The 25,412-nt window shown below is 58.5% G+C and carries 25 protein-coding genes; 12 read left to right on the plus strand and 13 right to left on the minus strand.

The features are described 5' to 3' along the window. Positions 1-74 precede the first annotated feature (74 nt). The gene (locus JJO78_RS19865) at positions 75-2,441 is read right to left on the minus strand and encodes a DUF1631 domain-containing protein (protein WP_151981871.1); all 2,367 of its coding nucleotides are present in this window, start codon (positions 2,439-2,441) and stop codon (positions 75-77) included. 224 nt (positions 2,442-2,665) lie between these two features. Here JJO78_RS19865 and nadC point away from each other — a divergent pair, with 224 nt between their 5' ends. Next, positions 2,666-3,514: a carboxylating nicotinate-nucleotide diphosphorylase gene (gene nadC / locus JJO78_RS19870; protein ID WP_151981869.1), complete on the plus strand. Its 849-nt coding sequence runs from the start codon at positions 2,666-2,668 to the stop codon at positions 3,512-3,514. Between the two features lie 62 nt (positions 3,515-3,576). On the opposite strand, the gene JJO78_RS19875 is transcribed toward nadC, so the two are convergent. From JJO78_RS19875 to JJO78_RS19895, 5 genes are read right to left on the minus strand one after another with little or no spacing between them, the layout of a single operon-like run. Beyond that, positions 3,577-3,915 (minus strand): YqcC family protein, encoded by a 339-nt coding sequence (locus JJO78_RS19875; protein WP_036206702.1) that lies wholly within the window; start codon positions 3,913-3,915, stop codon positions 3,577-3,579. Positions 3,916-3,929: 14 nt separating this feature from the next. Continuing rightward, positions 3,930-4,727, minus strand: a complete 798-nt coding sequence (locus JJO78_RS19880) for a ParA family protein (RefSeq protein WP_036206700.1) — start codon at positions 4,725-4,727, stop codon at positions 3,930-3,932. A 38-nt stretch (positions 4,728-4,765) separates the two neighbouring features. Beyond that, positions 4,766-5,482 carry a DnaA regulatory inactivator Hda gene (gene hda / locus JJO78_RS19885; RefSeq protein WP_041335014.1) on the minus strand — a complete coding sequence of 239 codons (717 nt, stop codon included), beginning with the start codon at positions 5,480-5,482 and terminating at the stop codon, positions 4,766-4,768. After that, the gene (locus JJO78_RS19890) at positions 5,461-6,018 is read right to left on the minus strand and encodes a CDP-alcohol phosphatidyltransferase family protein (protein ID WP_151981867.1); all 558 of its coding nucleotides are present in this window, start codon (positions 6,016-6,018) and stop codon (positions 5,461-5,463) included. Before JJO78_RS19890 ends, hda begins: the two co-directional genes overlap by 22 nt. Before the next feature lie 33 nt (positions 6,019-6,051). After that, entirely contained in the window at positions 6,052-7,350 is a 1,299-nt protein-coding gene (locus JJO78_RS19895; RefSeq protein ID WP_151981865.1) for a DUF2066 domain-containing protein, read from the minus strand. Between the two features lie 223 nt (positions 7,351-7,573). Here JJO78_RS19895 and purM point away from each other — a divergent pair, with 223 nt between their 5' ends. The 3 genes from purM to JJO78_RS19910 all read left to right on the plus strand — a co-directional run bounded on the left by purM (position 7,574) and on the right by JJO78_RS19910 (position 10,139). Continuing rightward, positions 7,574-8,638 (plus strand): phosphoribosylformylglycinamidine cyclo-ligase, encoded by a 1,065-nt coding sequence (gene purM / locus JJO78_RS19900; protein WP_151981863.1) that lies wholly within the window; start codon positions 7,574-7,576, stop codon positions 8,636-8,638. Next, positions 8,635-9,315, plus strand: a complete 681-nt coding sequence (purN, locus tag JJO78_RS19905) for a phosphoribosylglycinamide formyltransferase (RefSeq protein WP_085681091.1) — start codon at positions 8,635-8,637, stop codon at positions 9,313-9,315. The genes purM and purN overlap by 4 nt, the downstream gene beginning before the upstream one ends. Before the next feature lie 83 nt (positions 9,316-9,398). Continuing rightward, positions 9,399-10,139, plus strand: a complete 741-nt coding sequence (locus JJO78_RS19910; RefSeq protein ID WP_151981861.1) for a DUF3108 domain-containing protein — start codon at positions 9,399-9,401, stop codon at positions 10,137-10,139. Positions 10,140-10,148: 9 nt separating this feature from the next. Here JJO78_RS19910 and JJO78_RS19915 read toward each other — a convergent pair whose 3' ends face one another. The 4 genes from JJO78_RS19915 to apbC all read right to left on the minus strand — a co-directional run bounded on the left by JJO78_RS19915 (position 10,149) and on the right by apbC (position 14,058). Continuing rightward, entirely contained in the window at positions 10,149-11,420 is a 1,272-nt protein-coding gene (locus tag JJO78_RS19915; RefSeq protein WP_151981859.1) for a valine--pyruvate transaminase, read from the minus strand. A gap of 69 nt (positions 11,421-11,489) precedes the next feature. Continuing rightward, positions 11,490-12,089, minus strand: coding sequence for a YjaG family protein (locus JJO78_RS19920; protein ID WP_091643931.1), 600 nt, complete (start codon positions 12,087-12,089; stop codon positions 11,490-11,492). A gap of 55 nt (positions 12,090-12,144) precedes the next feature. Further along, complete coding sequence (gene dcd / locus JJO78_RS19925) at positions 12,145-12,711, minus strand: dCTP deaminase (RefSeq protein ID WP_127400954.1); 567 nt, start codon at positions 12,709-12,711, stop codon at positions 12,145-12,147. Between the two features lie 246 nt (positions 12,712-12,957). Beyond that, positions 12,958-14,058 (minus strand): iron-sulfur cluster carrier protein ApbC, encoded by a 1,101-nt coding sequence (gene apbC, locus JJO78_RS19930; protein WP_269400215.1) that lies wholly within the window; start codon positions 14,056-14,058, stop codon positions 12,958-12,960. 180 nt (positions 14,059-14,238) lie between these two features. Between apbC and metG the strand changes: the two genes are divergently transcribed. Genes metG through nth form a run of 8 tightly spaced genes read left to right on the plus strand, consistent with a single transcriptional unit; the run spans position 14,239 to position 22,469 of the window. Then, positions 14,239-16,272 (plus strand): methionine--tRNA ligase, encoded by a 2,034-nt coding sequence (gene metG, locus JJO78_RS19935; RefSeq protein ID WP_041335010.1) that lies wholly within the window; start codon positions 14,239-14,241, stop codon positions 16,270-16,272. 12 nt (positions 16,273-16,284) lie between these two features. Continuing rightward, positions 16,285-16,866, plus strand: coding sequence for an electron transport complex subunit RsxA (gene rsxA, locus JJO78_RS19940; protein WP_007155451.1), 582 nt, complete (start codon positions 16,285-16,287; stop codon positions 16,864-16,866). A gap of 15 nt (positions 16,867-16,881) precedes the next feature. After that, a complete protein-coding gene (rsxB, locus tag JJO78_RS19945; protein WP_151981855.1) occupies positions 16,882-17,460 on the plus strand; it encodes an electron transport complex subunit RsxB in 579 nt (192 codons plus the stop codon). Next, positions 17,460-19,298 carry an electron transport complex subunit RsxC gene (gene rsxC, locus JJO78_RS19950; RefSeq protein WP_151981853.1) on the plus strand — a complete coding sequence of 613 codons (1,839 nt, stop codon included), beginning with the start codon at positions 17,460-17,462 and terminating at the stop codon, positions 19,296-19,298. Before rsxB ends, rsxC begins: the two co-directional genes overlap by 1 nt. A 19-nt stretch (positions 19,299-19,317) precedes the next feature. Next, complete coding sequence (gene rsxD / locus JJO78_RS19955) at positions 19,318-20,370, plus strand: electron transport complex subunit RsxD (RefSeq protein WP_075195278.1); 1,053 nt, start codon at positions 19,318-19,320, stop codon at positions 20,368-20,370. 3 nt (positions 20,371-20,373) lie between these two features. Beyond that, positions 20,374-21,075: an electron transport complex subunit RsxG gene (gene rsxG, locus JJO78_RS19960; protein WP_091643944.1), complete on the plus strand. Its 702-nt coding sequence runs from the start codon at positions 20,374-20,376 to the stop codon at positions 21,073-21,075. A 1-nt stretch (position 21,076) separates the two neighbouring features. Beyond that, entirely contained in the window at positions 21,077-21,787 is a 711-nt protein-coding gene (locus tag JJO78_RS19965; protein ID WP_036206662.1) for an electron transport complex subunit E, read from the plus strand. Positions 21,788-21,827: 40 nt separating this feature from the next. Beyond that, complete coding sequence (gene nth / locus JJO78_RS19970; protein WP_036206660.1) at positions 21,828-22,469, plus strand: endonuclease III; 642 nt, start codon at positions 21,828-21,830, stop codon at positions 22,467-22,469. A 42-nt stretch (positions 22,470-22,511) separates the two neighbouring features. Here the strand turns inward: nth and JJO78_RS19975 are convergent, their stop codons facing one another. The 3 genes from JJO78_RS19975 to JJO78_RS19985 all read right to left on the minus strand — a co-directional run bounded on the left by JJO78_RS19975 (position 22,512) and on the right by JJO78_RS19985 (position 25,247). Next, positions 22,512-23,087, minus strand: coding sequence for a chalcone isomerase family protein (locus tag JJO78_RS19975; protein ID WP_127400946.1), 576 nt, complete (start codon positions 23,085-23,087; stop codon positions 22,512-22,514). Positions 23,088-23,274: 187 nt separating this feature from the next. Beyond that, entirely contained in the window at positions 23,275-24,276 is a 1,002-nt protein-coding gene (gene rpoS / locus JJO78_RS19980; RefSeq protein ID WP_036206655.1) for an RNA polymerase sigma factor RpoS, read from the minus strand. A 215-nt stretch (positions 24,277-24,491) separates the two neighbouring features. Continuing rightward, on the minus strand, positions 24,492-25,247 hold the full coding sequence (locus JJO78_RS19985; protein ID WP_185906434.1) for a peptidoglycan DD-metalloendopeptidase family protein: 756 nt from the start codon (positions 25,245-25,247) through the stop codon (positions 24,492-24,494). Between the last annotated feature and the right edge of the window lie 165 nt (positions 25,248-25,412).

Genomic DNA, 25,412 nt, shown 5'->3' on the forward strand with positions numbered 1-25,412 from the left:
GACCACCGATGCGTTCGCCGTTGTTGCTTTGATGCCCCTGATTGAAGCACAAAGTCTCCGGTCTTGCTATACGATCAGTCCTTGCGGCTACTGCGAAGGTTGTCGATGATGGATTCCAGCGCCCGGTCGAATATCAGGCCGTCGTCCAACATGGAGATCTCATCCGCAGCGAGCGCCAGTGCAAGGTTTTCACGCTGATATTCCGCCACTTTGGCACCACTGCGATTAACGAAGATGTACTTGCCCGTCGCCTTGATAAACGCGGCCAGCTTGCAGCGTGTTTTGTTGCCATCACGGGTCAGCTCAACCCAGGAGCCAACACGAAGGCCATCAGCCCGCTCCAGCCATTGAAGCTCGACATTTGCCCCGGAGCTCTCGGCCAATTCCTCTGCGGCCGGCTCTTCAGGGCTTGGCACGGGGCTAGCAGATACAGACGTGGTGGCATCCGAGGGCTCGGAGGCGCCTGCCATTACGCCCTCAGTCGTTCGCTCCACTTTCTCTGGAGCTTTGGGCGCGGTATCCGACATATCCCTGGAGACCACAGACGGTTCCGCCTCCACCTTTTGGGGCGCAGCCTGAGGTTCAGGTTCGGGCGCCACAGCAGGGCGGGTTGTGGTGACAAGGCGCTGGAACACGTCCACGTGGGCAAGTTCAAGGTCTCTTATGGCGGCGTCGGTGGCAAACGGGTCCCACGAAATTTCCTGCAGGGCGTTTCTCAGACCGTCCACGATTCCCGGAATCGACCGCAGCAGCTCGCTGCGAGTGTTGTCGTTGATGGGCCTGGGATCAACACTCCATACGAGCTGCCGGGTAAGGTCACATGCCTCATCCCAGCGCTCACTGTCTTCACCCTCACGCAGCACGATCCACTGTAGATACTTTGCCCACGCCTCATTCAACAGTGTGACGACCGGAGGAGACAGATCCCGACCGGTAATCTGTTCGTTCAGCAGGTTCTCAGACGCTTTGGATGCCCGCTCCTGCTTGGCCCTGCCTTCCTCAGCATCACGCAGACGCTGCTCCACGAGCTCCCTGCGACGCCGGTCCAAATCCATGAAATGGCCGAAATCTCTGAGCAGCTCACTGAAAATATCGACGTTGTCGGTGAATTCGTTAAGCACGCGATCAACCACCGACTCGATCTTGTCTCGTAGCGGATCACGCTGGCCGGCCTTTTTCTCGGTCCAACCGATAGCAGACATGGCCAGTTCATTCAGCAGCTTCCGTACCGGATGTCCGCCCCGGTTAAAGAAATTGTTGTCGCTCAGCGCCACCTTGAGTACGGGAATCTGAAGGCGCCCGATCACGGACTTCATCACCGGATGGAGCTGACGGTCTTCCAGGATAAAATCAAACAACATCGACACGAGATTGATGACGTCGCTGTCCACTTGGCCGACATCATGTTTCTTCCCGGTTTCCGACCGGAACACCTGCTGTAGTTGCTCTGACAGAGGCACAACCTCACCCTGCCCCCAATGGACTGACTGAGACTGGATTTCGTGAAGCCGTGTCATCAGTGTACGGGTATCGAGCGCGCCGGCGCTGGGCACACCACTGTTTTCTGTGCCGTACTCGCTCGAACTCTGCCCCTGGTGCAACAGAGCACTCAGTTCAGAAAACGTTGCCCGCACATCGTCGGACGGCGTCGTGAGCGGCCCCGACGCATCTGACTCCGAGCTCGCTGACAGCGTCCCAGCAGTCCGCCCCCCAGCCGGGGCGGATTTGCCAGACGCGCCCTGGCCACCGACCGGCGGGCGACGCATGTCGGGCAGCACCCCTTCGGCGATCAGGGTTTTGTTGGCATCCTTGTAGAAATCACCCAGAACCCCCACCAGCAAGCGGTCGAACAGTTTAAGCACCACCAGCTTGGCACGGATATCGATATCCAGATCGGAACAGGCTTCCGCAACCCCTCCGCAGATCACCTCCGGGCTCAGGGGCATCTGGCTATCTTCCAGACGCACCGAGGGCAGCAGGTGAGCAACCCGCACATTCAGCAGGCGTATAACCTCCGCGTGTTGGTTGCGCAGTTTGTTGATCAGGTTGTCGATGGCGACCTGCTGCTCCAGATCGGAATGGTCCAGCAACGCCAGCGAGTCCTGGTCCACCTCATCCAGGGTGCCACTGCCACCACCCGGCTTGAACGAGCCGATGTCATTGAACGCGCGGCTGACGTACTGCAGCACCGACACGGTCATGTTCTTGCGCCGCAGCCTCAACTCACGCATGGCGTCAAAGTACGCGGTCTGATCCTGGTTGGTTCCAGCCTTGTCCGCCAGCTCAAAAAGCGCGTCGTCCGCCTTGTCGAAAAAACCAGACAGTACAGACTTCAGTGACTGACCCGATACGTCACGCAGGCGCACCAGAGAGCCCGGCAGGGAAAACCTGTCAGGAAGCTTCTGGCCTTTGAGACTTACAACCTTGTTATCCTGCGCCATTCGGCTGCTCCGGGTGATAGCTGGAGAAATGTGTTATTGCACATCTTAGGCCTTACCCACGTCACCTTGTGTCAGAATTTGTCACCTTTTGTGTCTAAGTGATGGTTGTCACAGTTTAGCACCCCCACCTTTCCACGTTTGGCGAATCTGGCTGTGGCCTATAGAATCACAACCGCACACCCAACGTGCCTCCAAACCGCCACTGAACAACCGGAAATTCTGCCATGATTCCAGCCGAACTGCTCCGCCAGTCCCGCATTGAAACCGTTGCACAAAGCCTGCGTGAAGACATTGGAGATGGCGACATTACTGCCATGCTGATTCCACAAGCGCGCATCAGTCGCGGACATGTCATTACCCGGGATGCCGCAACCATTGCCGGACGCGCATGGGTTGAGGAGGTGTTCCGGCAGGTGGACCCGGGGGTCACCCTGAGCTGGCAGGTGCAGGACGGAGACGAGGCAAGCCCCGGCCAATCGCTGTTTTCCATGGAAGGCCCGGCTCGCAGCCTGCTCACCGCCGAGCGCTCAGCCCTGAACTGGCTGCAGTTGCTGTCCGGCGTTGCCACCACATGTGCCGGCCATGCCCGCCGTGTCGCCCATACCGGTGTTCAGCTACTGGATACCCGCAAGACCTTGCCTGGCCTGCGACTGGCGCAGAAATACGCGGTCACCTGCGGTGGCTGCCATAACCACCGCATTGGTCTGTGGGATGCCTTCCTGATCAAGGAAAACCACATTGCCGCCTGTGGCTCCATTGCGGATGCCGCCAGAGAGGCCCGCCGACTTGCCCCTGGCCGGCCGGTGGAAGTGGAAACCGAAAATCTGGAAGAACTGGATCAGGCCCTGGCCGCAGGCGCGGACATCATCATGCTGGATGAATTCTCACTGGAGGATATGCGCCAGGCGGTTATTCACACGGCTGGCGCCGCAAAGCTGGAAGCGTCCGGCGGCGTCAACAGCGAGACACTGGTGCCGATTGCCGAGACCGGTGTCGACTATATCTCTATCGGAGCACTGACCAAGGATGTCAGGGCGGTGGATCTGTCCATGCGCCTGGACACCCACGACTGATTCGGCCGGAGGCCCGGTTCACACGCTCAGGGTTGATTATACGCTCAGGGCTAATTACACGCTCAGGGCTGTCCGGACAGCAGGCGGTCCATTTCTTCCAGCTTGCTAATCAGGGCGGCCCCGGACTCTTCCCTGCCCCGGAAGTGCTCTTCCGCCATCGGTGCCATACCTGACACCTGAGGCAGGGGCTGACCGCCCTCAATCAACACTTTCATGCGGCTGACAAAGACGAACTGCAACCACTGGGTAAACTCCAGCGTGTCCACGGCAAACGGCTGGGCACTCTGCAGCGCCTCTGGCGATGGCGGCTCACTCTCCCACGCATCAATTCGCCGCAACTCAATCTCTATCTGAAGCAGGCTGTCCGCGACACGGGTGGTATGGTCGGACGAATTCGCCATAGATACGCTCACTCTCAATCTGCCAGGGGTTCCAGTTCAACGGTTTCGCCATGAAGCACTCGGTACAGGTCTTCATACTGCCGAGTCAGCGGATGTTTCGGTGCCATATGAATCAACGGTTGCCGGCTCTGGTGCGACTCCTTCATCTTCACCGAGCTGGACAACCTCACCGGCAATACGGGCAGGCCCTCGTCCATCAGCTCACGCACCAGCTTCTTTGGCAGGCTGGCGCGGGGCTGGAACTGGTTTGCGACAATACCTTCGACCACGAGGTCTTCGTTGTGGTCTTCCTGCAGCTCCTGAATCTCGTGAAGGATGCTGTAGAGAGCCTGACGGGAAAAATCATCGCAATCGAAAGGGATCAGGCATCGCTGCGCCGCAATCAATGCGGATCGAGTGTAGAAATTGAGCGCCGGCGCCGTATCAATGTAGATTTCGTCAAACGACTCACCGAGCTTCTTCAGTGCTTCTCTCAGCTTGTAAATCTTGTGCTTGGCTTCCAGTTTGCGCTCCAGAAAATCCAGTTCCGGGCTGGAAGGCATAACAAACAGGTTGTCGAAGGGAGAGGCGTGGACAAACTCGTCAGCGCGCCGATTAAACACGGTAAACGCTACCGTCTGCTCAAGGTAGTCGGCAATGGTATCCTTGAGCTCGCCCGCGGGCCTACCCAGCAGGTAGTGGGTGGAATTACCCTGGGGATCAAGATCGACAACCAGTGTTCGTTTGCCCCGGGCGGCGCTGATCGCGGCCAGGTTACAGGTGATACTGGACTTGCCGACGCCACCTTTCTGGTTAAACACTACTCGTCTCATGCTGCTTCCTCTGACAGTTTCCCTGCGAATATAACGCCTTACCAGCCCAACACCGACTTAACGAACGGGATCGTCAGTCGTCGCTGGGCGCGTAATGAGTTTTCATCCAGGCGATCCAGAATGGCCAGCAGATCGGCCAGTTTCCGGGGTGCTCGCCTGAGTATGAATACGGCCACATCATCACTGAGGACAAGGCCGCGCTGCTCCGCCCTCGCCATCAGTATCCTCAGGCGATCATCGTCGCGATAGATGCCCAATTGAATGGTCAGGCCATGACTCAACCGGGACACCAGATCCTGCAACCCGAATGGCAGTGACGCCGGGAGCTCCGACAGGCTGACGACCATCAGGTGCCCATGGTCATTCACCCGATTGTACAGATGGAAGATGGCCTCTTCCCAGTTTTCCTGGCCCGCAATGAGATCCAGGTCATCCAGGCAGATCACTGACTGGCCTTCCAGCCCTGAGAGCGAGTCGGGCCCCAAGGGCAACAACTCCTCCATGCTGACACAAACCGCACTCTGTTGGTTTTGCTCCGCCAGATGACAGACCGCCTGCAACAGATGGCTTTTGCCAGTGTCTGCGTCGCCACAAACGGCGATGACGGGTACAACACCAACCTGCTCGCAGGCAGACTTAAGTCTTGCCGCGGCATCGGCGTTCCGGCCACCATGAAAATTATCAAAACGGGCGTCGTCTCGAAGCTTGACCCCCAACACCAGCTGTGACGCACTCACTGCCTCTTTGCCCTCCATGCCCTCAGACTCCATACGCCGATATAGTGCGCACCGCTGAAAATGGCTGAGGCCGCCACCAGCAGAATGCCAACGTCCATAACCCACGGTTGCATCGGCAAATCCGCCAGCAGAATGATGATCGCGAGGGCCACCAGAACCTGGATCAGGGTGTTAAGTTTGCCGGGCAGGCTCGGCTGCATTTCAAAGCGACCGACACCGTAATGAAACGCCAGCCCACCACACACGATCAGGAGATCCCGGCCCAGCACCAACCAGAACAGCCAGGCCGGGAGTACGCCAGTTATAGCCAGCATCAGATAGGTGGTGATCAGCAGTGCCTTGTCCGCCAATGGGTCGGCAATGGCGCCAAGCCGGGTTCGCCAGTTGTAGTGACGAGCCAGGAAACCATCAAAGGCATCCGTTGCGGATGCCAGAAAAAATATCACCAGGGCAAAACGATATTCCTTGGCCATAAGGGCTGCCGCAAAAGGAGCAATCAGCAAAATGCGCAAAAACGTCAGCGCATTTGGAATCCAGCGCCAGCGGTGCGTCATGACATGACTCCCCTAATACCGAACACCGCGATATTATTCCCCGTCTTCCGACTCGACGATGGAGGCAGGCTGCCAGCGGTAATGAAGCACCTGATAGAGTGACTCGAACGCCTGTTCTGACTCTTCATCGTTTGCCAGTAGAGGCTGGTAAACGAACAGCGGGTTGGCGGAGGCCGCAGCGCTCTCCGTGCTCTGTTCCGCCAGTGCAATACCGCCTTGCGGGGCCTGCTGCACCGATTGGGCCTGCGCCTGACCACCGGGTTGACGCTCATCACCTGTGGGCATGCGTGAGACCTCGGCGTCTGAAAGCGGAACCAGCCGCGGATCCAGGGCAATGTACTGCTTCAGCTGCTCCATCTCCCCTGAAAAGGCAACCCTGAGCGTCAGTTGGTCCTTCCGCGCTCTGGTGGCACCCGCATCGACCACGGGCGACAGGTTTTTGAGAACCCCATTCACACGGGCGTAATCCTTCAGATTGCTGACTCCATGCACAACGATATCCACCTGTGGAGACTCGCCGACATCACTGCCAGCAACCGCATAACGATCGGCAAACATTTCCGCCCAGCGCCCGACAACGGCAGCAGCCAGAGCTTGCGGCGTGTCGGCGGTCACCGATTGCTCCGTACTATCCAGCCCCATACCGTCAAACACCCATCCGGCACGCCACTGTGATCCGGAACGGCTGACCCGTACCAACGACATCAGGTCATGCTCCATATCCTCGGACGATCTGCGAACACTGGATGAAAACTGTCCCCATATGTCCGACAACAGTTCACGGTCGTCCCGGTATCTTGCGGGAGGAAGCCCCACCGGCAAACCCCGGTCAACCGCCGCGTCCTGAAAAACGCGACGCCACTGTTCATCGGCGCCCGTCCCGGTACTGTCGTTTCCCTGATGGACCAGGGTACGGCGCCCGCCTTCTTCGACCGCGATCCAGGCCAGCGTCAGCGGCCGATTCGCGCCCCATACCGGTGCATCCGCGGACGCCAGCGCACGGTTGACGCCGACCGCGCCGAAGCTCATCCGTAGCCTGTGATTTCCCGTATCGGAGCGTAAGAACTGGTAGGACTGAAGCAGCGATTCGGCGTTCGCCAGGAGTTCTTCAACGCCTTCGTTGCGCAGCACGTCGCGGGTGCCGGAAACGCGCACAAACACCCGGCTCAGGCCGTCCGCATAGCCCTGCTCAAGTTCCTGAGGCTGCGAGCCAGCGACGGGCACTTCTACCGAGTAAAGGCCGGTAACGGTAACAGCTGCCGCTGGCGCGGCCATCAGCGCCAATACTCCAAACAACCGGAGTGACTGACGGACTATCCGCACTGCCTGCATCGAGATTTTTCCTGAGTCTGGCATGAAACACCCTGCGATTCGTCTTAATGGCGCATAGGATACACCAAGCCCCCTGGTGTGAGTAGCTAACCGGGATTGCAGAAAGTCAATCCGGTGCCACACTGCCTTTAAGGGTGACAAACGGGGCAATTGCATTTGGAGCGCCGTTCCGCACCTGTTAAAATCCGCCGCCTGTCCCACTGTCCAAACGGTTAAGCACACCATGAGCGAACAGAAGCCCTCCCTCACCTATCGTGATGCCGGCGTTGATATTGATGCCGGTAACGAACTCGTCGACCGCATCAAGAATACCGCGGCGCGCACACGTCGCCCGGAAGTCCTTGGCGGCCTCGGTGGCTTTGGCGCCATGGTGGCTATTCCTCCCGGCTATAATGAGCCCGTGCTGGTATCAGGCACCGACGGTGTCGGCACCAAACTCCGACTTGCCATGCAACTTCAGAAGCACGACACCATTGGCATTGACCTTGTGGCCATGTGCGTCAACGACCTGGTGGTAGGCGGGGCCGAACCCCTGTTCTTCCTGGACTATTACGCTACCGGCAAGCTGAATGTCGACGTGGCCGCCCAGGTTGTCGACGGCATTGGCGCTGGCTGTGAACAGGCCGGCTGCTCCCTGGTGGGCGGCGAGACGGCGGAAATGCCGGGCATGTACGAAGGGGACGACTACGATCTGGCCGGTTTCTGTGTCGGTGTGGCGGAGCGCAGCGAGATCATTGATGGCAGCCACGTGCAGGCTGGCGACGTTCTGCTCGCCCTGGGTTCTTCCGGCCCGCATTCCAATGGTTACTCCCTGATCCGCAAGATTCTGGAAGTCAGTAACGCTGACCTGAACCAGACGGTTGCCGACGTTACCCTCGCGGATGCCCTGATGGCGCCCACCCGCATTTACGTGAAAAACCTGCTCCAGCTCGTCCGCGAAGTGGACGTTCGTGCGCTGTCCCACATCACTGGCGGCGGCCTTCCGGAGAACATTCCCCGGGTTCTGCCTAATGGCATGGTTGCAGCCATCGATACGGACAGCTGGCAGCTACCCCCGGTGTTCCAATGGCTGAAGGATGCCGGCGGCGTTGCCAGCGAAGAAATGTACCGCACCTTCAACTGTGGCGTCGGTATGGTTGTATGCATCCCTGCAAACCAGCGCGAACTGGCCCTTGATACGCTGAACGCTCTGGGTGAAAAAGTCTGGCAGGTCGGCATCATTGAAGCCTCTGACGACGCCACGGCCTCTGCATCAGTACGTTATGCGCCAGGGCTGTTGTCGGCATGAAGGCAGATTCCGTAACCGCCCCACGCATCCTGGTCCTGGCTTCCGGCAGCGGCACCAACCTTCAGGCTCTCATCAACGCCAGCCGGGAGCGGGACTTTCCCGGCCAGATCGTTGCGGTAGGGTGCAACCGCCCTGGCGCCTTCGCTCTGGAGAGGGCAGCCCAGGCCAACATCGACACCTTCACCGTGGATCACACCCATTACGGTTCCCGCGAGGAGTTCGACGGCGCACTGATGGCGGAGATTCGCCGTCACAACCCGGACCTGATCGTCCTGGCGGGCTTCATGCGCATCCTGACCACGGATTTCGTGCGGGCACTGCGTGGCACCATGCTGAACGTGCACCCTTCCCTTCTGCCCAAGTACACCGGGCTGAAGACCCATCAGCGTGCACTGGACGCTGGCGAAACAACCCACGGCGTGTCCATTCATTTTGTCACCGAAGAACTGGATGGCGGGCCGGTGATTGCACAGGCAGAAGTGAGCATATCCCCGGACGACACCCCGGAATCCCTCGCCGAGAAAGTCCAGGAGAAAGAACACGTGCTTTACCCGATCGTAGTGCGCTGGTTCTGTGAGGGGCGCATTCAACTGGGCACCGACTATGTAGTGTTCGACGGTCAGCCACTGAATCGACCGGTGGTACTTCCGGACGAGAACTCAGCAGCCTCGGCCTGAGTAAACTTATCGTCATCTCCGGAAGCAACCAGTCGCGCTAGACTGTTCAGTGACAGATCTGCCATTGCAACCGGAGGAGTCGCATGCCCCTGAAATTCAGCCTCACAGCGTTGCCCGCCCTGTTAACCGGGGCGCTGCTTCTCGGAGCCTCGCTCGCACACGCCTCGGACGAGCAGGAGGACGTTACCCTCCAACCCATGAAGCTCAGCTACAACGCCTCCCTGGACAAGGGCATCTCCCTCAATGGTGACGCCCTCCGCATCCTGGAACAATGGGACGATGGCACCTGGCATTTCAGAACCGACGTGGATTCCTTTGTTGCAGACATTGACGAATCGCTGATCTTCCGCTGGGAAGACAATCAGGTGGTTCCCCTGCGTTACCGCTACAAGCTCTCCGGCCTCTTCATCCGGGACCGTGAGGAAGCGATCGATTTTGACTGGGAAAATAACGTGGTCAGTGGGCATCACGAAGGCGATAAGTTTTCGATGAAGCTGGAGAAAGGCGCCATGGACCCCATGGGCTATCAACTGCAGCTAAGCCAGGACATCAAGGCCGGCAAGCGCGAGATGGAATACCGCGTCATCGACAAGGGCGACTACGACACCGACAAATTCGCCGTCGTTGACGAGGAAACCGTGCGCATCAACGGCGACGACATCCGCACACTTAAGGCCGAGAAGGTTCGCGACAGCGACAGTAAACGCGAGTCCCTGATGTGGTTCGCGCCGGAGCGTGACTACCTGCTGATCCGCTTCCTCCAGGTGGAACCTGACGGCAGCGAGTACGAACTGACCATCAGCGACGCCAAGGTGGGCCGCTAGAGCGGTGAGTTACGGGCTGGCCGTCGCCCAGACAGCCTTCACTTCATCCGCGATGATTCGCAGCCCCTCCGCCACGCGCTCATCGTCCTGTGAGTAGGTCACCCGCAGGCATTCGTGGCGGTGCTTCCAGCCGTCTTCCGGCAAACCGGGGAAGAAGTAGTGCCCCGACACCACCAGCACGCCCCGCGCTTTCAGCCGCTGATACAACTCCAGACTGCTGATCGGCAGCCCCGGAAACCAGAGCCAGAGAAACATGGCGCCTTCGGGTTTATGGACGTACCAGCGACAGCTGTCCTCGCCCATGGCATCCCGGAACACCGCCACCGCCCGCTCCATTTTCGCCTTGTAGAACGGGCAGACCACATCCCGGCTGAGCGACAGAATCTCTCCTGAGCGCACCAGAGGCTCCGCCAGCATGGCGCCAAAACTGCCGGTGGCCAGATTCATGATGGCATTAATGCCCGACAAGGCCTTGATCACCGGCTCCGCCGCAATAACGATGCCCGTACGCACGGCCGGCAGGCCGAACTTAGACAGGCTCAGGCACAGGATCACCTGGTCGTTCCAGTGGGGTTTCGCATCCACAAACAGCAGGCTTGGAAACGGTGTACCGTAGGCTCCATCCACAATCAGCGGGATGTCGTGCTGGCGGGCCATGGCTTCCAACCGGGCCAGCTCTTCGTCGGTGACCACATTTCCAGTGGGGTTCGTGGGCCGGGAAACGCAGATCGCGCCGGTTTCAGCCGTTACCTCAACCGCATCGAAATCCACCCGGTATTTGAACTCATGGGCGTCGGTGAATGAGATATCCGGCTGCACGGCGTGGAACAACCCGGGCTCAATACCGGCATCGGCATAGCCTATGTACTCTGGCGCCAGTGGCAACAGGACATGCTTGTGCACCCCATCACCATAGTTACCACCAAACATATTGAACAGCATGAAAAACGCGGCCTGACTGCCATTGGTCAGGGCAATATTTTCCGGCTTCAATCCCCAGCCATACTCACGATTCAGGAGCTCGGCCAAAGAGGCAATGAACTGCTTCTCACCCTGGGGCGGGTCATAAATACCAACCAGCCTGCGCGTATCACCATCACTTTGGGCCATGTCGGCCAGTATCTGCTGGACCCGAGCCTGGATCTTGGGAATATGGCCGGGATTGCCCCCACCCATCATGATCATGTCGTCGCCGGACGCCAGGGCGTTGCCAAGGTCATCCATCAGGGAGGTGATGCCCGCATCCGCGGTAAATTTCCGACCAAAGGAAGAGAGTTTCATGATGCTTTTCTGTACCGGATTAGAACGGATTGTCACCCAAGTGTAGGCCAGAGCCAGCAGCGCTGCCGGTCAGTCGCTCAGCGAGATGCCCAGGTTGCTCACACCGTCGTTGGCGGCATCGCCGTGGATGCGTTCAACAAACTGGCTGGTGGGCGTGCGCTGGCGTTTGAGGGCCAGGATCAGGTCGCGCTGGAATACCTTGTCTTCTTTCATCAGCGGGTGCTGGTCCAATAGCCTGACCAGCTCATCTTCTTCCAGATCTTCACCTTCAGAAAGCTCAACAAAGTTCATGACGGTCGCGGTGGCCATCTGGGAGGCGTCGGTTGCACGGTGCTTGCCCGGATTGAGCCGGTTCAGCAACGCCTGTTCCAGCAACTGGCAAAAATCAAAGGCGGGATAGACACCGTAAGCGTCATAGGCGCTCACATCTGGCGACAGCGATTCGAGTTTCGCCAGCAATTGGGGAATGGCCGCTTCGGAAACGTCCTTTTGCAGCATTTCCCAGCCAAGATCGAGCAAGTGGCGCATTTTCGCACCGGTTTTGAGCCCAACGGCGTCCGCAAACAGGGCGTAATTGGGGAAGGAGCGCTCAGCGAGGGCCATCAGGAAGGTAAATTCCCGCCAGCCCTGCAGTTGTGAGACAGCTTTCAGAAACTGATTGGCGTTCACTGTGGCTCTCTCCTGACGATGTCGCTTACCGGAATCGCCCCTGCGGCACTGCCACTCATGTTCGCGGCAGGGTCACGCCTGTTTGCCCCAGGTACTTTCCGCCCCGGTCTTTGTAGCTGGTGTCGCAGATTTCATCGGACTCAAAGAACAGCATCTGGGCGACGCCTTCGTTGGCGTAGATTTTGGCCGGCAAATTGGTGGTGTTGGAAAATTCCAGGGTGACCTGCCCTTCCCACTCGGGTTCCAGTGGTGTGACGTTGACGATGATGCCACACCGCGCGTAGGTGGATTTGCCCAGGCAGATGGTCAGCACACTGCGGGGGATACGGAAGTATTCCACGGTGCGCGCCAGGGCAAAGGAGTTGGGCGGGATGATGCAGACGTCGCCGGTGTAGTTGACGAAGCTGTTGTCGTCGAAGTTCTTCGGGTCCACGGTGGCGGAGTGGACGTTGGTGAAGATTTTGAATTCGTTGCTGCAACGGACATCGTAGCCGTAGCTGGATGTGCCGTAGGAGATTACGCGGCCTTTTCCGGTTTCGCGGACCTGATCGTATTCAAAGGGTTCGATCATACCGTGATCCCGGGACATCCGGCGAATCCAGTGGTCGGATTTGATGCTCATGGGTGACGTCTCGTATCCATAAAAAAGAGAGGCGGTAGTTTACCTGTTCACTTAATGACTGTCGAAGGCTTGCCCGCTAATTTTGACAGTGCACAGGATTGCTACAACGGGGGCTGCGGCCACAGAGAGGACCGGCTTGAAACACGCCGTTAATACGTCCATGTAGGCTTGAGAAAAACATCCATGTTTTTCACAGTTTCAAACCGGTCCTCTCCGCAGCCGCGACTCAGCTTTTGTCGTGTCCGCTCAATGCTCCGTAACGGAAACGCTAGAAATGGAACCGGTGAGGTTTCTCTCCCGAGTAGAGAGCTCCGCCCCTACCCGCCTTGCGATGTCCTTGTAGCGCCTTGCAACTTCCGAGTCCGGCTCTGCCACTACCGAGGGGATGCCGCCGTCGGTCTGTTCGCGGATGGTCATGTGCAGCGGGAGCTGGCCAAGCAGCGTGGTGCCGTATTCCTCGGCGATGCGTTCGCCGCCGCCGTGGCCGAAGAGGGGTTCTTCGTGGCCGCAGTTGCTGCAGATGTGGACGCTCATGTTTTCCACCACGCCCAGCACGGATATGTCCACCTTGCGGAACATTTCGATGCCTTTTTTGCCGTCCAGCAGGGCGATGTCCTGGGGTGTAGTGACGATGACGGCGCCGTTTACCGGGACTTTCTGGGCGATAGTGAGCTGGATGTCGCCCGTGCCCGGGGGCATGTCGAGGATGAGGTAGTCCAGTTCGTTCCACAGGGTCTGTTGCAGCAGTTGCATGACGGCGCCACTGACCATGGGGCCGCGCCAGACCATGGGGGTTTTATCGGTGACGACGAAGGCCATGGAGTTGGCCTGCAGGCCGTGAGCTTCCATGGGGACGAAGTACTTGTTTTCCCGGGTGTCGGGGCGTTTGCCTTCGGGGACGCCCAGCATCATGCCGATGCTGGGGCCGTAAATGTCCGCGTCAAGGATGCCGACGCGGGCGCCTTCGGCTTGTAGCGCCAGGGCGAGGTTGACGGCGGTGGTGGATTTGCCCACACCACCCTTGCCGGAGGCCACGGCAATGATGTTCTTGACGCCGGGAACGGACTGGATGTCTTTCTGGCCTTTGTGGGAGTGGATTTTCTGTCCCACGTGGACATCAACACTCTCAACTCCATCAACGTCGTCGAGGGCGTTGGTGAGCAGCTCTTTCAGGGCGCCGGCGATGCCTTTGGACGGGTATGGCAATTCGATCATCACGGTGACCTTGCCGCCGTCGTCCGCGGTCAGGGATTTCACCGCACCCAATTCATACAGGTCCTTGCCCAGGTAGGGGTCGCGGTACTGCTGTACGGCGGTTTCCAGTGCCTGCTGTGAAATCTGTGCCATCGGAATCTCCGGTCTAACGTCACGCGCATTTATTAGCGCGGAAACAGGTGTTTCGGGTGAAAATTATCTGCTCGGAAGGTATCATTTGTGCCCGTTTCTGGCCATAAGGGTTCTTTACCCGGAGCAAGGCCGGCAAACGCGAACGCCCAACTCCTGACGAATGAAGGTTCGGACCACAACATGACGCAAGCGAGTTCAAAGCAACAGCGCGATATTCTGGTAACCAGCGCCCTGCCGTACGCCAATGGCCCCATCCACCTAGGCCATCTGCTGGAATACATTCAGACGGATATCTGGGTGCGCTATCAGAAAATGCGTGGCCAGAACTGCTACTACGTTTGTGCGGACGATGCTCATGGTACTGCTATTATGCTCCGTGCCGAGCGGGAAGGCATCTCCTCCGAGAGCCTGATCGACCGTATCCGGGACGAGCACCAGCAGGATTTCGGCGGCTTCCACATCCGCTTCGACAACTATTACACCACTCATTCCGAGGAGAACCGCCAGTTCTCGGAATACATTTATCGCCAGTTGCAGGAAAACGGCCACATCGCCACCCGCAAGATTACCCAGGCGTTCGATCCTGAAAAGAACATGTTCCTGGCGGACCGGTTCATCAAGGGCACCTGCCCCAAGTGCAAGACCGAAGACCAGTACGGCGACAACTGCGAAGCCTGTGGCGCCACCTATACCCCGGCTGAGCTGATCAATCCCCGCTCGGCGGTCTCCGGTGCCACGCCGGTGGACAAGGAATCCGAGCACTACTTCTTCCGCCTGCCGGAATTTGCGGACTTCCTCGCGAACTGGACCCGCAGCGGTACGCTGCAACCCCAGGTGGCCAATAAACTGGCCGAGTGGCTGGATGCGGGTCTGCAGGAATGGGACATCAGCCGCGATGCGCCATACTTCGGCTTCGAGATTCCGGATGCACCCGGCAAGTACTTCTACGTCTGGCTCGACGCGCCCATTGGTTACCTCGCCAGTTTCAAGAACCTGTGCAACCGGGAAGGCATTGATTTCGAGCATTTCTGGAAGGCGGATTCCACCGCCGAGGTGTACCACTTTATCGGCAAGGACATTATCAATTTCCACGCCCTGTTCTGGCCATCCATGCTGCACAGCGCCGGGTTCCGCACACCCAGTGCCGTCTGGGCCCATGGTTTCGTGACGGTAAATGGCAAGAAAATGTCCAAGTCCCGGGGCACGTTCATCATGGCCCGGACCTATCTGGACCATCTGAATCCGGAATACCTGCGCTACTACTTCGCCGCCAAACTCACCGGCAGCGTCGACGATATGGACCTGAACCTGGAAGACTTCGCCGCGCGGGTGAACTCGGACCTGGTGGGCAAGGTCGTCAACATTGCCAGTCGCAGCGCCGGGTTCATCACCAAGCGCTTTGATGGCCAGCTCGGTACCGTCACCGAACATGAAAAGCTGAAAGAGTTTATCGAGGCCGGCGATGAGATCGCGGACTTTTTCGAGGCCCGGGAGTTCGGCCGCGCCATGCGTCGAATCATGGAACTGGCTGACATCGCCAACCAGTACGTGAATGACGAGCAGCCCTGGGTCATTGCCAAGCAGGACGGCCAGGACGACAACCTGCAGGCCATCTGCACCAACGCCATCAACATGTTCCACCTGCTGATGACTTACCTGGCGCCGGTTCTGCCGGAAACCGCCAAGGCTTCCGAGGCGTTCCTGAATGCGCCGCTGGACTGGAACAAGCGCGAGCAACGGCTTGAGAATCACGGCATCAACAAGTTCAAGCCGCTGATGAACCGCGTGGATATGGCTCAGATCGAAAAAATGCTGGACGCGTCCAAGGAAGAAATGCCCGCAGCGACAGGACAGAAGGCCCCGGAAGCCAATCTCGAGCCGATTGCGGATGAAATAGAATTCGGGGATTTCGCGAAGGTGGATCTTCGGGTCGTCAGAATTGTCAAAGCCGAACACGTGGACGGCGCCGACAAGCTGCTTCGCCTTACCCTTGACGTTGGAGAGGGCGAGCGCAACGTTTTTGCCGGCATCAAATCGGCGTACAAACCTGAGGACCTCGAAGGACGCCTGACGGTGATGGTGGCCAACCTCAAGCCCCGAAAGATGAAATTCGGGATGTCAGAGGGCATGGTGCTGGCGGCCGGCCCCGGCGGAAAAGACATTTTCATCCTGTCACCGGATTCGGGCGCCACGCCCGGCATGCGGATTATGTAATGGCGCGCTCTGATGACTGAGTATCTGCTGATCCTGGTCAGCACCATACTGGTGAACAATTTTGTGCTGGTTCAGTTTCTTGGACTGTGCCCGTTCATGGGCGTATCCGGGAAGCTGGAAACCGCCATGGGCATGTCATTGGCCACCACGTTTGTGCTGACCCTGGCCTCGGTGTGCAGCTACCTGGCGTATACCTACCTGCTGGAGCCGCTGGACCTGGCGTTCCTGAAAACCATCACGTTCATCCTGGTCATCGCCGTTGTGGTGCAGTTCACGGAGATGGTGGTGCGCAAGACCAGCCCCCTGCTCTATCGGGTATTGGGCATTTTCCTGCCGTTGATCACCACCAACTGTGCGGTTCTGGGTGTTGCCCTGCTCAACCTCAACAAGAACAATAACTTCGTGGAGTCTGTCCTGTACGGATTCGGCGCAGCCGCCGGCTTTTCGCTGGTGCTGGTGCTGTTTGCTGCCATGCGTGAACGCATCGCCGTGGCCGATGTTCCGGTTGCCTTCCGGGGCGCCGCCATTGGCATGGTCACCGCCGGGTTGATGTCTCTGGCTTTCCTGGGCTTTACTGGTCTGGTCAGCGTCTGACGGAGCGTTTGTATTATGTGGACGAGCATACTGATTGCCGTACTGGTTCTGCTCGCGCTGGCGGTTGTGTTCGGCGGCCTGCTGGGCTTTGCCGCAGAGCGCTTTCGGGTGGAAGGCAACCCACTGGTGGACCAGATTGACTCCATGCTTCCCCAAACCCAGTGCGGCCAGTGTGGTTTTCCCGGCTGCCGTCCCTACGCCGAATCCATTGCCAACGGCGATGCCATCAACAAATGCCCTCCGGGCGGTGAAACCACCATCAAGGCACTGGCAGACCTGCTGGACGTGGAGCCACAACCGCTGGACGCGGAACACGGGGTGGAACAGGCCAAGCGTGTTGCGGTGATTCGCGAGGACGAGTGCATTGGTTGCACCAAGTGTATCCAGGCCTGCCCGGTGGACGCCATCCTCGGCGCCGCAAAACACATGCATACCGTAATCGAGAGCGAATGCACCGGCTGTGATCTGTGTGTGGAACCCTGCCCGGTGGACTGTATCGACATGATTACGGTAGAGCCCGACATTCGCTCCTGGACCTGGACACCGCCCAAATCCGGTGTGATTGCCACCGATCGTCAGGAGGCCAACGCCTGATGACACAGCTCTGGGACTTTTCCGGCGGCATCCATCCTGCCGAAAACAAACACCAGTCCACATCACGCCCTATCGCTGGCGCCGGCCTGCCAGAGGTTCTGGTATTGCCGTTGCAGCAGCACATAGGCGATCCGGCTGAAGCCTGTATTGCAGTCGGTGATCGAGTTCTCAAAGGCCAGAAAGTTGCCGACGTGACCGGCGGCATGGGCGTACCCGTTCACGCGCCGACGTCCGGCACCATTGAATCCGTCAGCCTTCAGCCCGTTCCCCATCCCTCTGGAATGAGCGACTGGTGCATTACCCTCAAGCCCGACGGAAAAGATGAGTGGGCGCCTCTCAACCCGGTAACGAACTACCGGGATCTGGACCGGGAAACGGTGCTCGAACGAATCCGCGACGCCGGCATTTCCGGCATGGGAGGCGCCGGCTTCCCCACAAACATCAAGCTACGCCCACCGAGGGATCGGAAGGTAAACACGCTGATCCTGAATGGCGCGGAGTGTGAGCCCTACATCACGGCCGACGATATGTCGATGCGGGAGAACGCAGGCGAAATCATTGCCGGGTTGCGCATCATGGCGTGGATACTGCGCCCGGAGCGGGTTGTGATCGGCATTGAGGACAACAAGCCAGAGGCCATCTCAGCGCTCAGGAAAGCCGCGGAGGGCACCCAGACAGAGATCGCGGTCATCCCCACCAAATATCCCTCTGGCGGTGAAAAACAGCTGATACAGATCCTGACAGGCATGGAAGTGCCCAGTGGCGGGATTCCAGCGGATATTGGAGTGATGTGCCAGAACGTGGGCACAGCCATCGCCGTATCCGCCGCCATTCATCGGGGCGAGCCGTTGATTTCCCGTGTCACAACGGTCACTGGGTATGCAGTTACCGATCCCGGTAATTTCGAGGTCCTGATCGGCACACCTATCGACTACCTGCTCGCGCAGGCCGGGCAGGAAAACAGCAAGCTCCACCGCCTTGTTCTGGGTGGGCCGATGATGGGCTATACCCTGGAAACGCCAGCCGTACCGGTGGTCAAGACCACCAACTGCGTCATTGCCGCCACTGCCACGGAATTACCGGACCCGGCTCCGGAACAACCCTGTATTCGCTGCAGCATGTGCGCCGAAGCCTGCCCAATGGAGTTGCTGCCCCAGCAACTGTTCTGGTACTCCAAAGCCGGGGAGTTCGACAAAGCCGAGCACCTGAACCTGTTCGACTGCATCGAATGTGGTGCCTGTTCTTACGTCTGCCCCAGCTCCATTCCGCTGGTGCAGTATTACCGGGCGGCCAAAGGCGAGATACGGGTACAACAGGCTGAACAGCTGAAAGCGGATCGCGCCCGTGAACGTTTTGAAGCCCGTCAGGCGAGACTCGAACGGGAACAGCAGGAGAAAGAACAGCGCCGCAAAGAACGAGCGAAGGCGGCTGCCGAAGCCCAGGCCAGGAAGCAGGCCGAGGCTGAAAAGGCGGACGCAGAAGGCCAGCCCGCCGATGACCGTGCCGCCAAAGCCGCCCTGGTGCAGGAAGCCCTTGCCCGTAAAAAGGCCAAGGGCCAACAACAGGCCGAAACGAAAGCTGAGACATCTGAAACCAAAGCCGCCAGCGAACCGGCGCCCGATATTGACGCCCTGGAGAAGCAGCTTGCCCAGGCCACCGCAAAGCTGAACACCATGCAAAGCATGCTGGAGGACGCCAGGGCCGAGAATGCGGACAATGTCGAAAAACTCGAGAGAGCCGTCACCAAGAACCACGACCGGGTGAAGCGGGCGGAAGAGGCTCTGGCAGAGGCCCGGCAATCTGTGGCGGCCACCGATACCCAAACGACAGACTCATGATGAACAGGCTCCAACGCTAATGGCACTTGCGCAACAGTCCTCGCCCCACGCCCGTAACGCCCGCTCCACGTCACAGGTCATGCTGTGGGTGATTCTGGCGGCCCTGCCCGGCCTGCTGGCGCTGACCCTGTTCTTTGGCTGGGGCAATCTGATCAACGTGGTCTGGTGCATCACGGTGGCACTCGCGGCCGAGGCTTCTATCCTCAAGCTTCGCAAGCGCCCGGTGGCTTTCTTCCTGAAAGACAACACTGCTGCGGTCACTGGCCTTTTGCTGGGCCTTTCCCTGCCACAGTTTGCGCCCTGGTGGGTGTCGGCGGTTGCCGTCATCGCCGCCATCGTCATGGCCAAGCAGCTCTATGGTGGTTTGGGCTCCAACCCGTTCAATCCTGCCATGGTGGGTTACGCTCTGGTGTTGATCTCGTTCCCCGTGGCCATGACCACGAATTGGGCGCAGCCCGGCCTCCTATGGGAGACCGCTCCGGGGTTTGGTGACACCCTGAGCATGATCGCCTCTGGCCAACAGACAGCGGTAGACGCCTTCACCATGGCCACGCCGCTGGATGAGTACAAACACAAGATTACCACCCACACCGCAGCGGAAGTGCTTGCTCACCCCACCTTCGGTGACGGTGTTGCCCGGGGCTGGGAATGGGTCAACGCCGCGTTCCTAGTGGGTGGTCTGGTTCTTGTCGGCCTGAAGATCATCACCTGGCACATTCCAGTCAGCATGCTGGCGGGCCTCGCACTTATGAGCCTTGCCTTTGGCAGCAACGCGGACCTGTATGCGCCGCTGTCCATGCACCTGCTGGCCGGGGGCACCATGTTGGGCGCGTTCTTCATTGCCACGGATCCGGTGTCCGCCGCGTCCAGTCATCAGGGCAAGCTTATCTACGGAGCGGGTATTGGTATCCTGATCTACCTGATCCGCACCTGGGGCGCCTACCCCGATGCGGTGGCCTTCAGCGTTCTGCTGATGAACTTCGCGGTGCCGTTTATCGACCATTACACGCCGCCCCGTACCTACGGGCATCATAAGCCCCGGCGCGGCATTCCCGGCAAGGGTCAGGGGTAAACCATGGCAGCACTCGCGAAGTCCATCCGTCGCAACGCCATTGGCCTGGGCCTGTTCGCCATCATTACAGGCGGCACCATCGCCATCACCCAGGTCATGACGGCCGAGCGCATACAGGAACAGGCCGCCAGGGCGGAAGCACAGGCGCTGTTTGAGATCATTCCGGAGAACCGGCACGACAATCATCTGCTGACCGACACGGTGCAGCTTCCGGCGGATAACGGAATGAATGCTAACGACCCCGTCACGGCCTGGGTGGCACGTCGCAATGGCCGCCCTACCGGATTGATCATGCCGGTGGTGGCCCCTGACGGTTATTCTGGCAACATTCACCTATTGGTGGGTCTGGATATGAAAGGCACGGTGCTGGGAGTTCGGGTGACCAGCCACCGGGAAACCCCTGGCCTGGGCGACCGCATTGAAACCAAGAAGTCAGACTGGATCCACTCGTTCACCGGCCGCTCTCTTGGCAACCCGGAACCAGAACGCTGGACTGTCAGGAAGAATGGCGGGGTATTTGACCAGTTCACCGGTGCGACCATCACCCCGAAAGCCGTGGTTAATGCGGTGCAAAAAACACTCATCTATTTCCGTGAGCATCGCAGCGACATTCGCGACATCCTCAATGAACCCGCGTCACCCCGAAGCACGCCTCTGACGCCCGAGGAAATCGCTGGCCAGACACCAGAACGGGAGCATTCGTAGCATGGCGACCAAATCCAGCTCAGAGATCATCCGTGACGGGCTTTGGACCAACAACCCTGCCCTGGTTCAGGTGTTGGGGCTTTGCCCCCTGCTAGCGGTGACCAGTACCGTCGTTAATGCCATCGGCCTGGGCCTGGCAACGCTGATGGTGCTGATGGGCTCGAACCTGGCAGTGTCACTGATCCGCAACTTTGTTAGCGAGTCGGTGCGCCTGCCTGCCTTCGTGATGATCATCGCCTCTTTCGTCACCTGCGCTGAACTGTTGATGCAGGCCTATACCTATGAGCTCTACCAGATCCTGGGCATTTTCATTCCGTTGATTGTGACCAACTGTGCCATTCTGGGCCGTGCGGACGCGTTTGCCTCCAAGAACCCGCCCCTACCCGCCCTGCTGGACGGTGTCATGATGGGTATCGGTTTTCTGGTAGTGCTGATTGCACTCGGCGCCATGCGGGAACTCGTGGGACAGGGCACCCTGTTTACCGATATGGATCTCCTGCTGGGCCCCATGGCGGCAGACTGGGGAATCCGTCCGCTGGAGCAATACCCGGACGTGCTCTTCATGGTGCTGCCGCCAGGCGCCTTTGTGGGGCTGGGGCTGCTTATCGCGCTGAAGAATGGCATCGACAATCATCTCAAGGCCCGCCGTACGGCGGCGGAGCCCATCGTGGCCGGTAGCAAGCGTGTGCGGGTAACAGGCCATGTATCCTGAACATCCAATGACCATTACTTTCTCAGCCAGCGGATAACCCATGAACAAGGCAAAACGTACGGAAATCTTTACCCGTTTGCGGGAAGCCAATCCGACACCCACAACCGAGTTGAACTATACCAACCCGTTCGAACTTCTGATCGCGGTGATCCTCTCGGCCCAGGCCACGGACGTCGGTGTGAACAAGGCAACAGCAAAACTATACCCCGTAGCCAACACACCCGAAAAAATCCTCGCGCTGGGAGTGGATGGCCTGAAGGAATACATCAAGACCATCGGGCTGTTTAACAGCAAGGCCGAGAACGTGATCAAGACCTGTCGTGCGCTGATTGAAAAACACGGCGGGGAGGTTCCGGACAACCGGGAAGACCTGGAAGCCCTTCCGGGTGTGGGCCGCAAGACCGCCAACGTGGTTCTGAACACCGCGTTCGGGCAACCGGCAATGGCGGTGGATACCCACATCTTCCGGGTATCGAACAGAACGGGGATTGCGCCGGGCAAGAACGTGCTGGAAGTGGAGAAGCGCCTGATGCGGCTGGTGCCCAGGGAGTTCCTGCTGGATGCCCATCACTGGCTGATCCTTCACGGGCGCTACACCTGTACCGCCAGGAAGCCCAAATGCGGCGCCTGCATCATCGAAGATCTGTGCGAATTCAAGCAGAAACGGGATTACATGGACTGACACCGGCCCCGGACAACCGGAACCGGTGCCCTTACCGGGCGCTTACCGCTGGCCCAGCATCTTCTCTTTCAGATCTTCCTGGGCAGGCTCGTCTGACAACCAGATGCCGAACAGGGCCTTCTTGAACTCCAGGTCGCCAATGGTAGCGCGTTCCTTGCCATTCTTAAGGACGCGCACGCCTTCACCCGGCAGGTAAACAAGATCAAAAACGTCACCGTCCTTGATCTCTTCTGAAAACACATCCAGGAACGCATCCACATCGTCCTTGATCGCGGCCAGGTCTCCCCCTGTGGAATTCTCAAACCCTTCCATTGTGGCGGATTTCATTTTGTCGCTGGTGATCATCCCGGAAATAATGTGCAGGGTGATGGCCTGGGGCTCGTCCGCGTTGATAATGGCCTGGCCATCGTCGATGGTCTCGGGCACATACAGACCGCCGATATAAAGGTCCATGAACCACTTGGAACGGGTACCCGCACCATTGAGCTTAAGCTCGATATCCATCGCCGAGTAGGTATCCGGCACATCAACGCCCTCCACCGTCAGAGCGGCGGCTGGTGTTGTAAGGGCTGCTGTCAGCAGCAGTGATGCAAATCCTGTTGATAGGGCCTTCTTCATCGTCCTTTCCTTATTGATCGTTATTATTGAATGTCTGATTGCACCGGAGTTCGACACCCATATCCCCCTCCGGCCATCCAAGTTTAACAGGGAGCAAACGAACGCTTACGCCGGCTGGTTCTCATTTGGCAACGCAAAAAAAACCGGCCTGCAGACAGCGGGCCGGTTTTTGGTGGTACAGAACCGATTACTTGAACAGCATGGTTCCCGACAGGCCTTCCTTCTCCAAGATTTCGCGAAGGCGACGTAGCGCCTCCACCTGGATCTGGCGAACCCTCTCACGGGTCAGTCCAATCTCCTGGCCCACTTCCTCAAGCGTGCTGATGGGGTAACCCCTCAAGCCAAAGCGGCGGGACAACACTTCCTGCTGTTTGTCACTGAGCTGATCGATCCACTTTTCGACACAGGAGCACATGTTGTTGTCCTGCAGCAGGTCGGCGGGATCAGAGGCGCCTTCGTCTGCGACGGTATCCAGAAGGGATTTTTCACCGCCGGTACCAATGGGGGTGTCCATGGACGCAACGCGCTCGTTCAGGCCCAGCATCCGCTTAACGTCTGCTACCGGCTTGTCGACCATGCGCGCGATTTCTTCCGCCGACGGCTCGTGGTCCAGCTTCTGGGTAAGCTCCCGTGCCGCGCGCAGGTACAGGTTGAGTTCCTTAACGACGTGGATGGGAAGGCGGATGGTGCGGGTCTGGTTCATGATGGCCCGCTCAATGGTCTGGCGGATCCACCAGGTCGCGTAGGTGGAGAAACGGAAGCCCCTCTCGGGGTCAAATTTCTCTACCGCACGGATAAGCCCAAGGTTACCCTCTTCTATCAGGTCCAACAGTGTCAGACCACGGTTCACGTAACGCCGGGCAATCTTGACCACCAGGCGTAGATTGCTCTCGATCATACGTTTGCGACCGGACTCCTCTCCCTTACGGGCGAGCCGTGCAAAGTACACTTCTTCTTCGGGTGTTAAGAGAGGAGAGAAACCGATTTCGTTGAGATAAAGCTGGGTGGCGTCCAGTTGTTTCTGGCTGGTGAAGTATCGACCCTGGGCCGGGATGTCTTCTTCTGTTTCAACGGCTTCCACTTCGGCCGTTTCTTTTTCTTCTACTTTGTCCTCTGCTAACAGCTGATCGTCTGCGTCTTCAACATCTGATACACGATCAATGATGAGTTCTTCATGCTCTGCTGACATAACTCTTTGCCCCGCCTTTCAATGATCCTGGAAATTCGCTCACGTCTTTTTGTTATTGCGAGCGCCTGCTTTCTTCGTGTTCTTGTTCAGGACATTTATTGCTAGCTGTTGACGGTTGCCGGAACCGTCGTTTTTTTATTGTTTGTCTCGACTATTATCTTTCGTTGCCTCTGATTTTCGGTGCCGGACGCCAGGTTTTGTTCTGCCAATCCGTTTCATCGGCCCGGGAGGTAGTGGGCGGGGTCGACCGGGTTGCCATTTTTCCGGATTTCAAAATGCAACTTGGGCCTGTCCGTGCCGCTGTTTCCCAGTTCAGCGATGACCTGTCCGGCTTTAACGTCCTCCCCTTCCTGCACCAGAATCTTCCGGTTGTGAGCATAAGCACTCAAATAGTGCTCGTTGTGGTTCACTATGATCAAGTTGCCATAACCGAGCAACCCACTTCCAGCATAAACGACATTACCACTTGCCGCTGCCCTCACAGAGTCACCTGCTTTTCCAGCAATATCAATACCTTTATTGACTTTCCCGGATGTAGAATAACCTGCAATTACGGTGCCAACGTGGGGCCAGCGCCAGTTGACATTGGATACTGTCTGGCTTTGACCCGTTAATGGTGACGACTTATCGGGCCGCCGCGAAACCGTCGGCTTTGGCTCCGGTTTGGGAGCAGGCTGTCGCGATGCGGTGCGGGTTGGTGGTCGCGAGACCGACGTTTTACTACTTCCGCCAGTCTGCGCTGTGGATGTTACATTTCCGCGAAGGTCCAGCCTGAGAACCTGCCCTGCCTTGATGTGGTAAGGCGGGCTTATACCATTGGCATTACCTAATTCCCGGTAGTCACGGCCGTACCGCCAGGCGATGCTATAGAGCGTTTCCCCGGATTTGACAACGTGGCGGCCCCAGTACACTGGCGGGTTGTAGAGGTCATCACGGTAGATTGCCTGCGTGTTGCAGCCAGTCAGCAGCATGGCGCCAAAAAGCACAAGCAGAAAGGTGTAGAGGCGCGTCCGTTTTTTTGAACACGGAGAGACAGGGGCACCGGAGGGGAGCCGCGGGAAGACTGCCGTCGCAGCAATGATGGACCCACGCACTAATCTCAAAAGAATAAAAATACGCCCGTTATTAGTAATTCG

It is taken from the genome of Marinobacter sp. DS40M6 (assembly GCF_028581595.1).
GTDB classification, from domain to species: Bacteria; Pseudomonadota; Gammaproteobacteria; order Pseudomonadales; family Oleiphilaceae; genus Marinobacter; species Marinobacter salarius.

Coding starts and splice junctions, on each gene's coding strand:
- rsxG (WP_091643944.1), top strand. CDS start 20,374: ATGGCAGCACTCGCGAAGTCCATCCGTCGCAACGCCATTGGCCTGGGC.
- rpoS (WP_036206655.1), bottom strand. CDS start 24,276: ATGTCAGCAGAGCATGAAGAACTCATCATTGATCGTGTATCAGATGTT.
- hda (WP_041335014.1), bottom strand. CDS start 5,482: ATGGAGGGCAAAGAGGCAGTGAGTGCGTCACAGCTGGTGTTGGGGGTC.
- purM (WP_151981863.1), top strand. CDS start 7,574: ATGAGCGAACAGAAGCCCTCCCTCACCTATCGTGATGCCGGCGTTGAT.
- apbC (WP_269400215.1), bottom strand. CDS start 14,058: ATGGCACAGATTTCACAGCAGGCACTGGAAACCGCCGTACAGCAGTAC.
- rsxA (WP_007155451.1), top strand. CDS start 16,285: ATGACTGAGTATCTGCTGATCCTGGTCAGCACCATACTGGTGAACAAT.
- rsxB (WP_151981855.1), top strand. CDS start 16,882: ATGTGGACGAGCATACTGATTGCCGTACTGGTTCTGCTCGCGCTGGCG.
- nadC (WP_151981869.1), top strand. CDS start 2,666: ATGATTCCAGCCGAACTGCTCCGCCAGTCCCGCATTGAAACCGTTGCA.
- rsxD (WP_075195278.1), top strand. CDS start 19,318: ATGGCACTTGCGCAACAGTCCTCGCCCCACGCCCGTAACGCCCGCTCC.
- JJO78_RS19915 (WP_151981859.1), bottom strand. CDS start 11,420: ATGAAACTCTCTTCCTTTGGTCGGAAATTTACCGCGGATGCGGGCATC.
- JJO78_RS19890 (WP_151981867.1), bottom strand. CDS start 6,018: ATGACGCACCGCTGGCGCTGGATTCCAAATGCGCTGACGTTTTTGCGC.
- rsxC (WP_151981853.1), top strand. CDS start 17,460: ATGACACAGCTCTGGGACTTTTCCGGCGGCATCCATCCTGCCGAAAAC.
- JJO78_RS19985 (WP_185906434.1), bottom strand. CDS start 25,247: ATGCTGCTGACTGGCTGCAACACGCAGGCAATCTACCGTGATGACCTC.
- JJO78_RS19895 (WP_151981865.1), bottom strand. CDS start 7,350: ATGCAGGCAGTGCGGATAGTCCGTCAGTCACTCCGGTTGTTTGGAGTA.
- nth (WP_036206660.1), top strand. CDS start 21,828: ATGAACAAGGCAAAACGTACGGAAATCTTTACCCGTTTGCGGGAAGCC.
- metG (WP_041335010.1), top strand. CDS start 14,239: ATGACGCAAGCGAGTTCAAAGCAACAGCGCGATATTCTGGTAACCAGC.
- JJO78_RS19965 (WP_036206662.1), top strand. CDS start 21,077: ATGGCGACCAAATCCAGCTCAGAGATCATCCGTGACGGGCTTTGGACC.
- JJO78_RS19875 (WP_036206702.1), bottom strand. CDS start 3,915: ATGGCGAATTCGTCCGACCATACCACCCGTGTCGCGGACAGCCTGCTT.
- dcd (WP_127400954.1), bottom strand. CDS start 12,711: ATGAGCATCAAATCCGACCACTGGATTCGCCGGATGTCCCGGGATCAC.
- JJO78_RS19910 (WP_151981861.1), top strand. CDS start 9,399: ATGCCCCTGAAATTCAGCCTCACAGCGTTGCCCGCCCTGTTAACCGGG.
- JJO78_RS19865 (WP_151981871.1), bottom strand. CDS start 2,441: ATGGCGCAGGATAACAAGGTTGTAAGTCTCAAAGGCCAGAAGCTTCCT.
- JJO78_RS19880 (WP_036206700.1), bottom strand. CDS start 4,727: ATGAGACGAGTAGTGTTTAACCAGAAAGGTGGCGTCGGCAAGTCCAGT.
- purN (WP_085681091.1), top strand. CDS start 8,635: ATGAAGGCAGATTCCGTAACCGCCCCACGCATCCTGGTCCTGGCTTCC.
- JJO78_RS19975 (WP_127400946.1), bottom strand. CDS start 23,087: ATGAAGAAGGCCCTATCAACAGGATTTGCATCACTGCTGCTGACAGCA.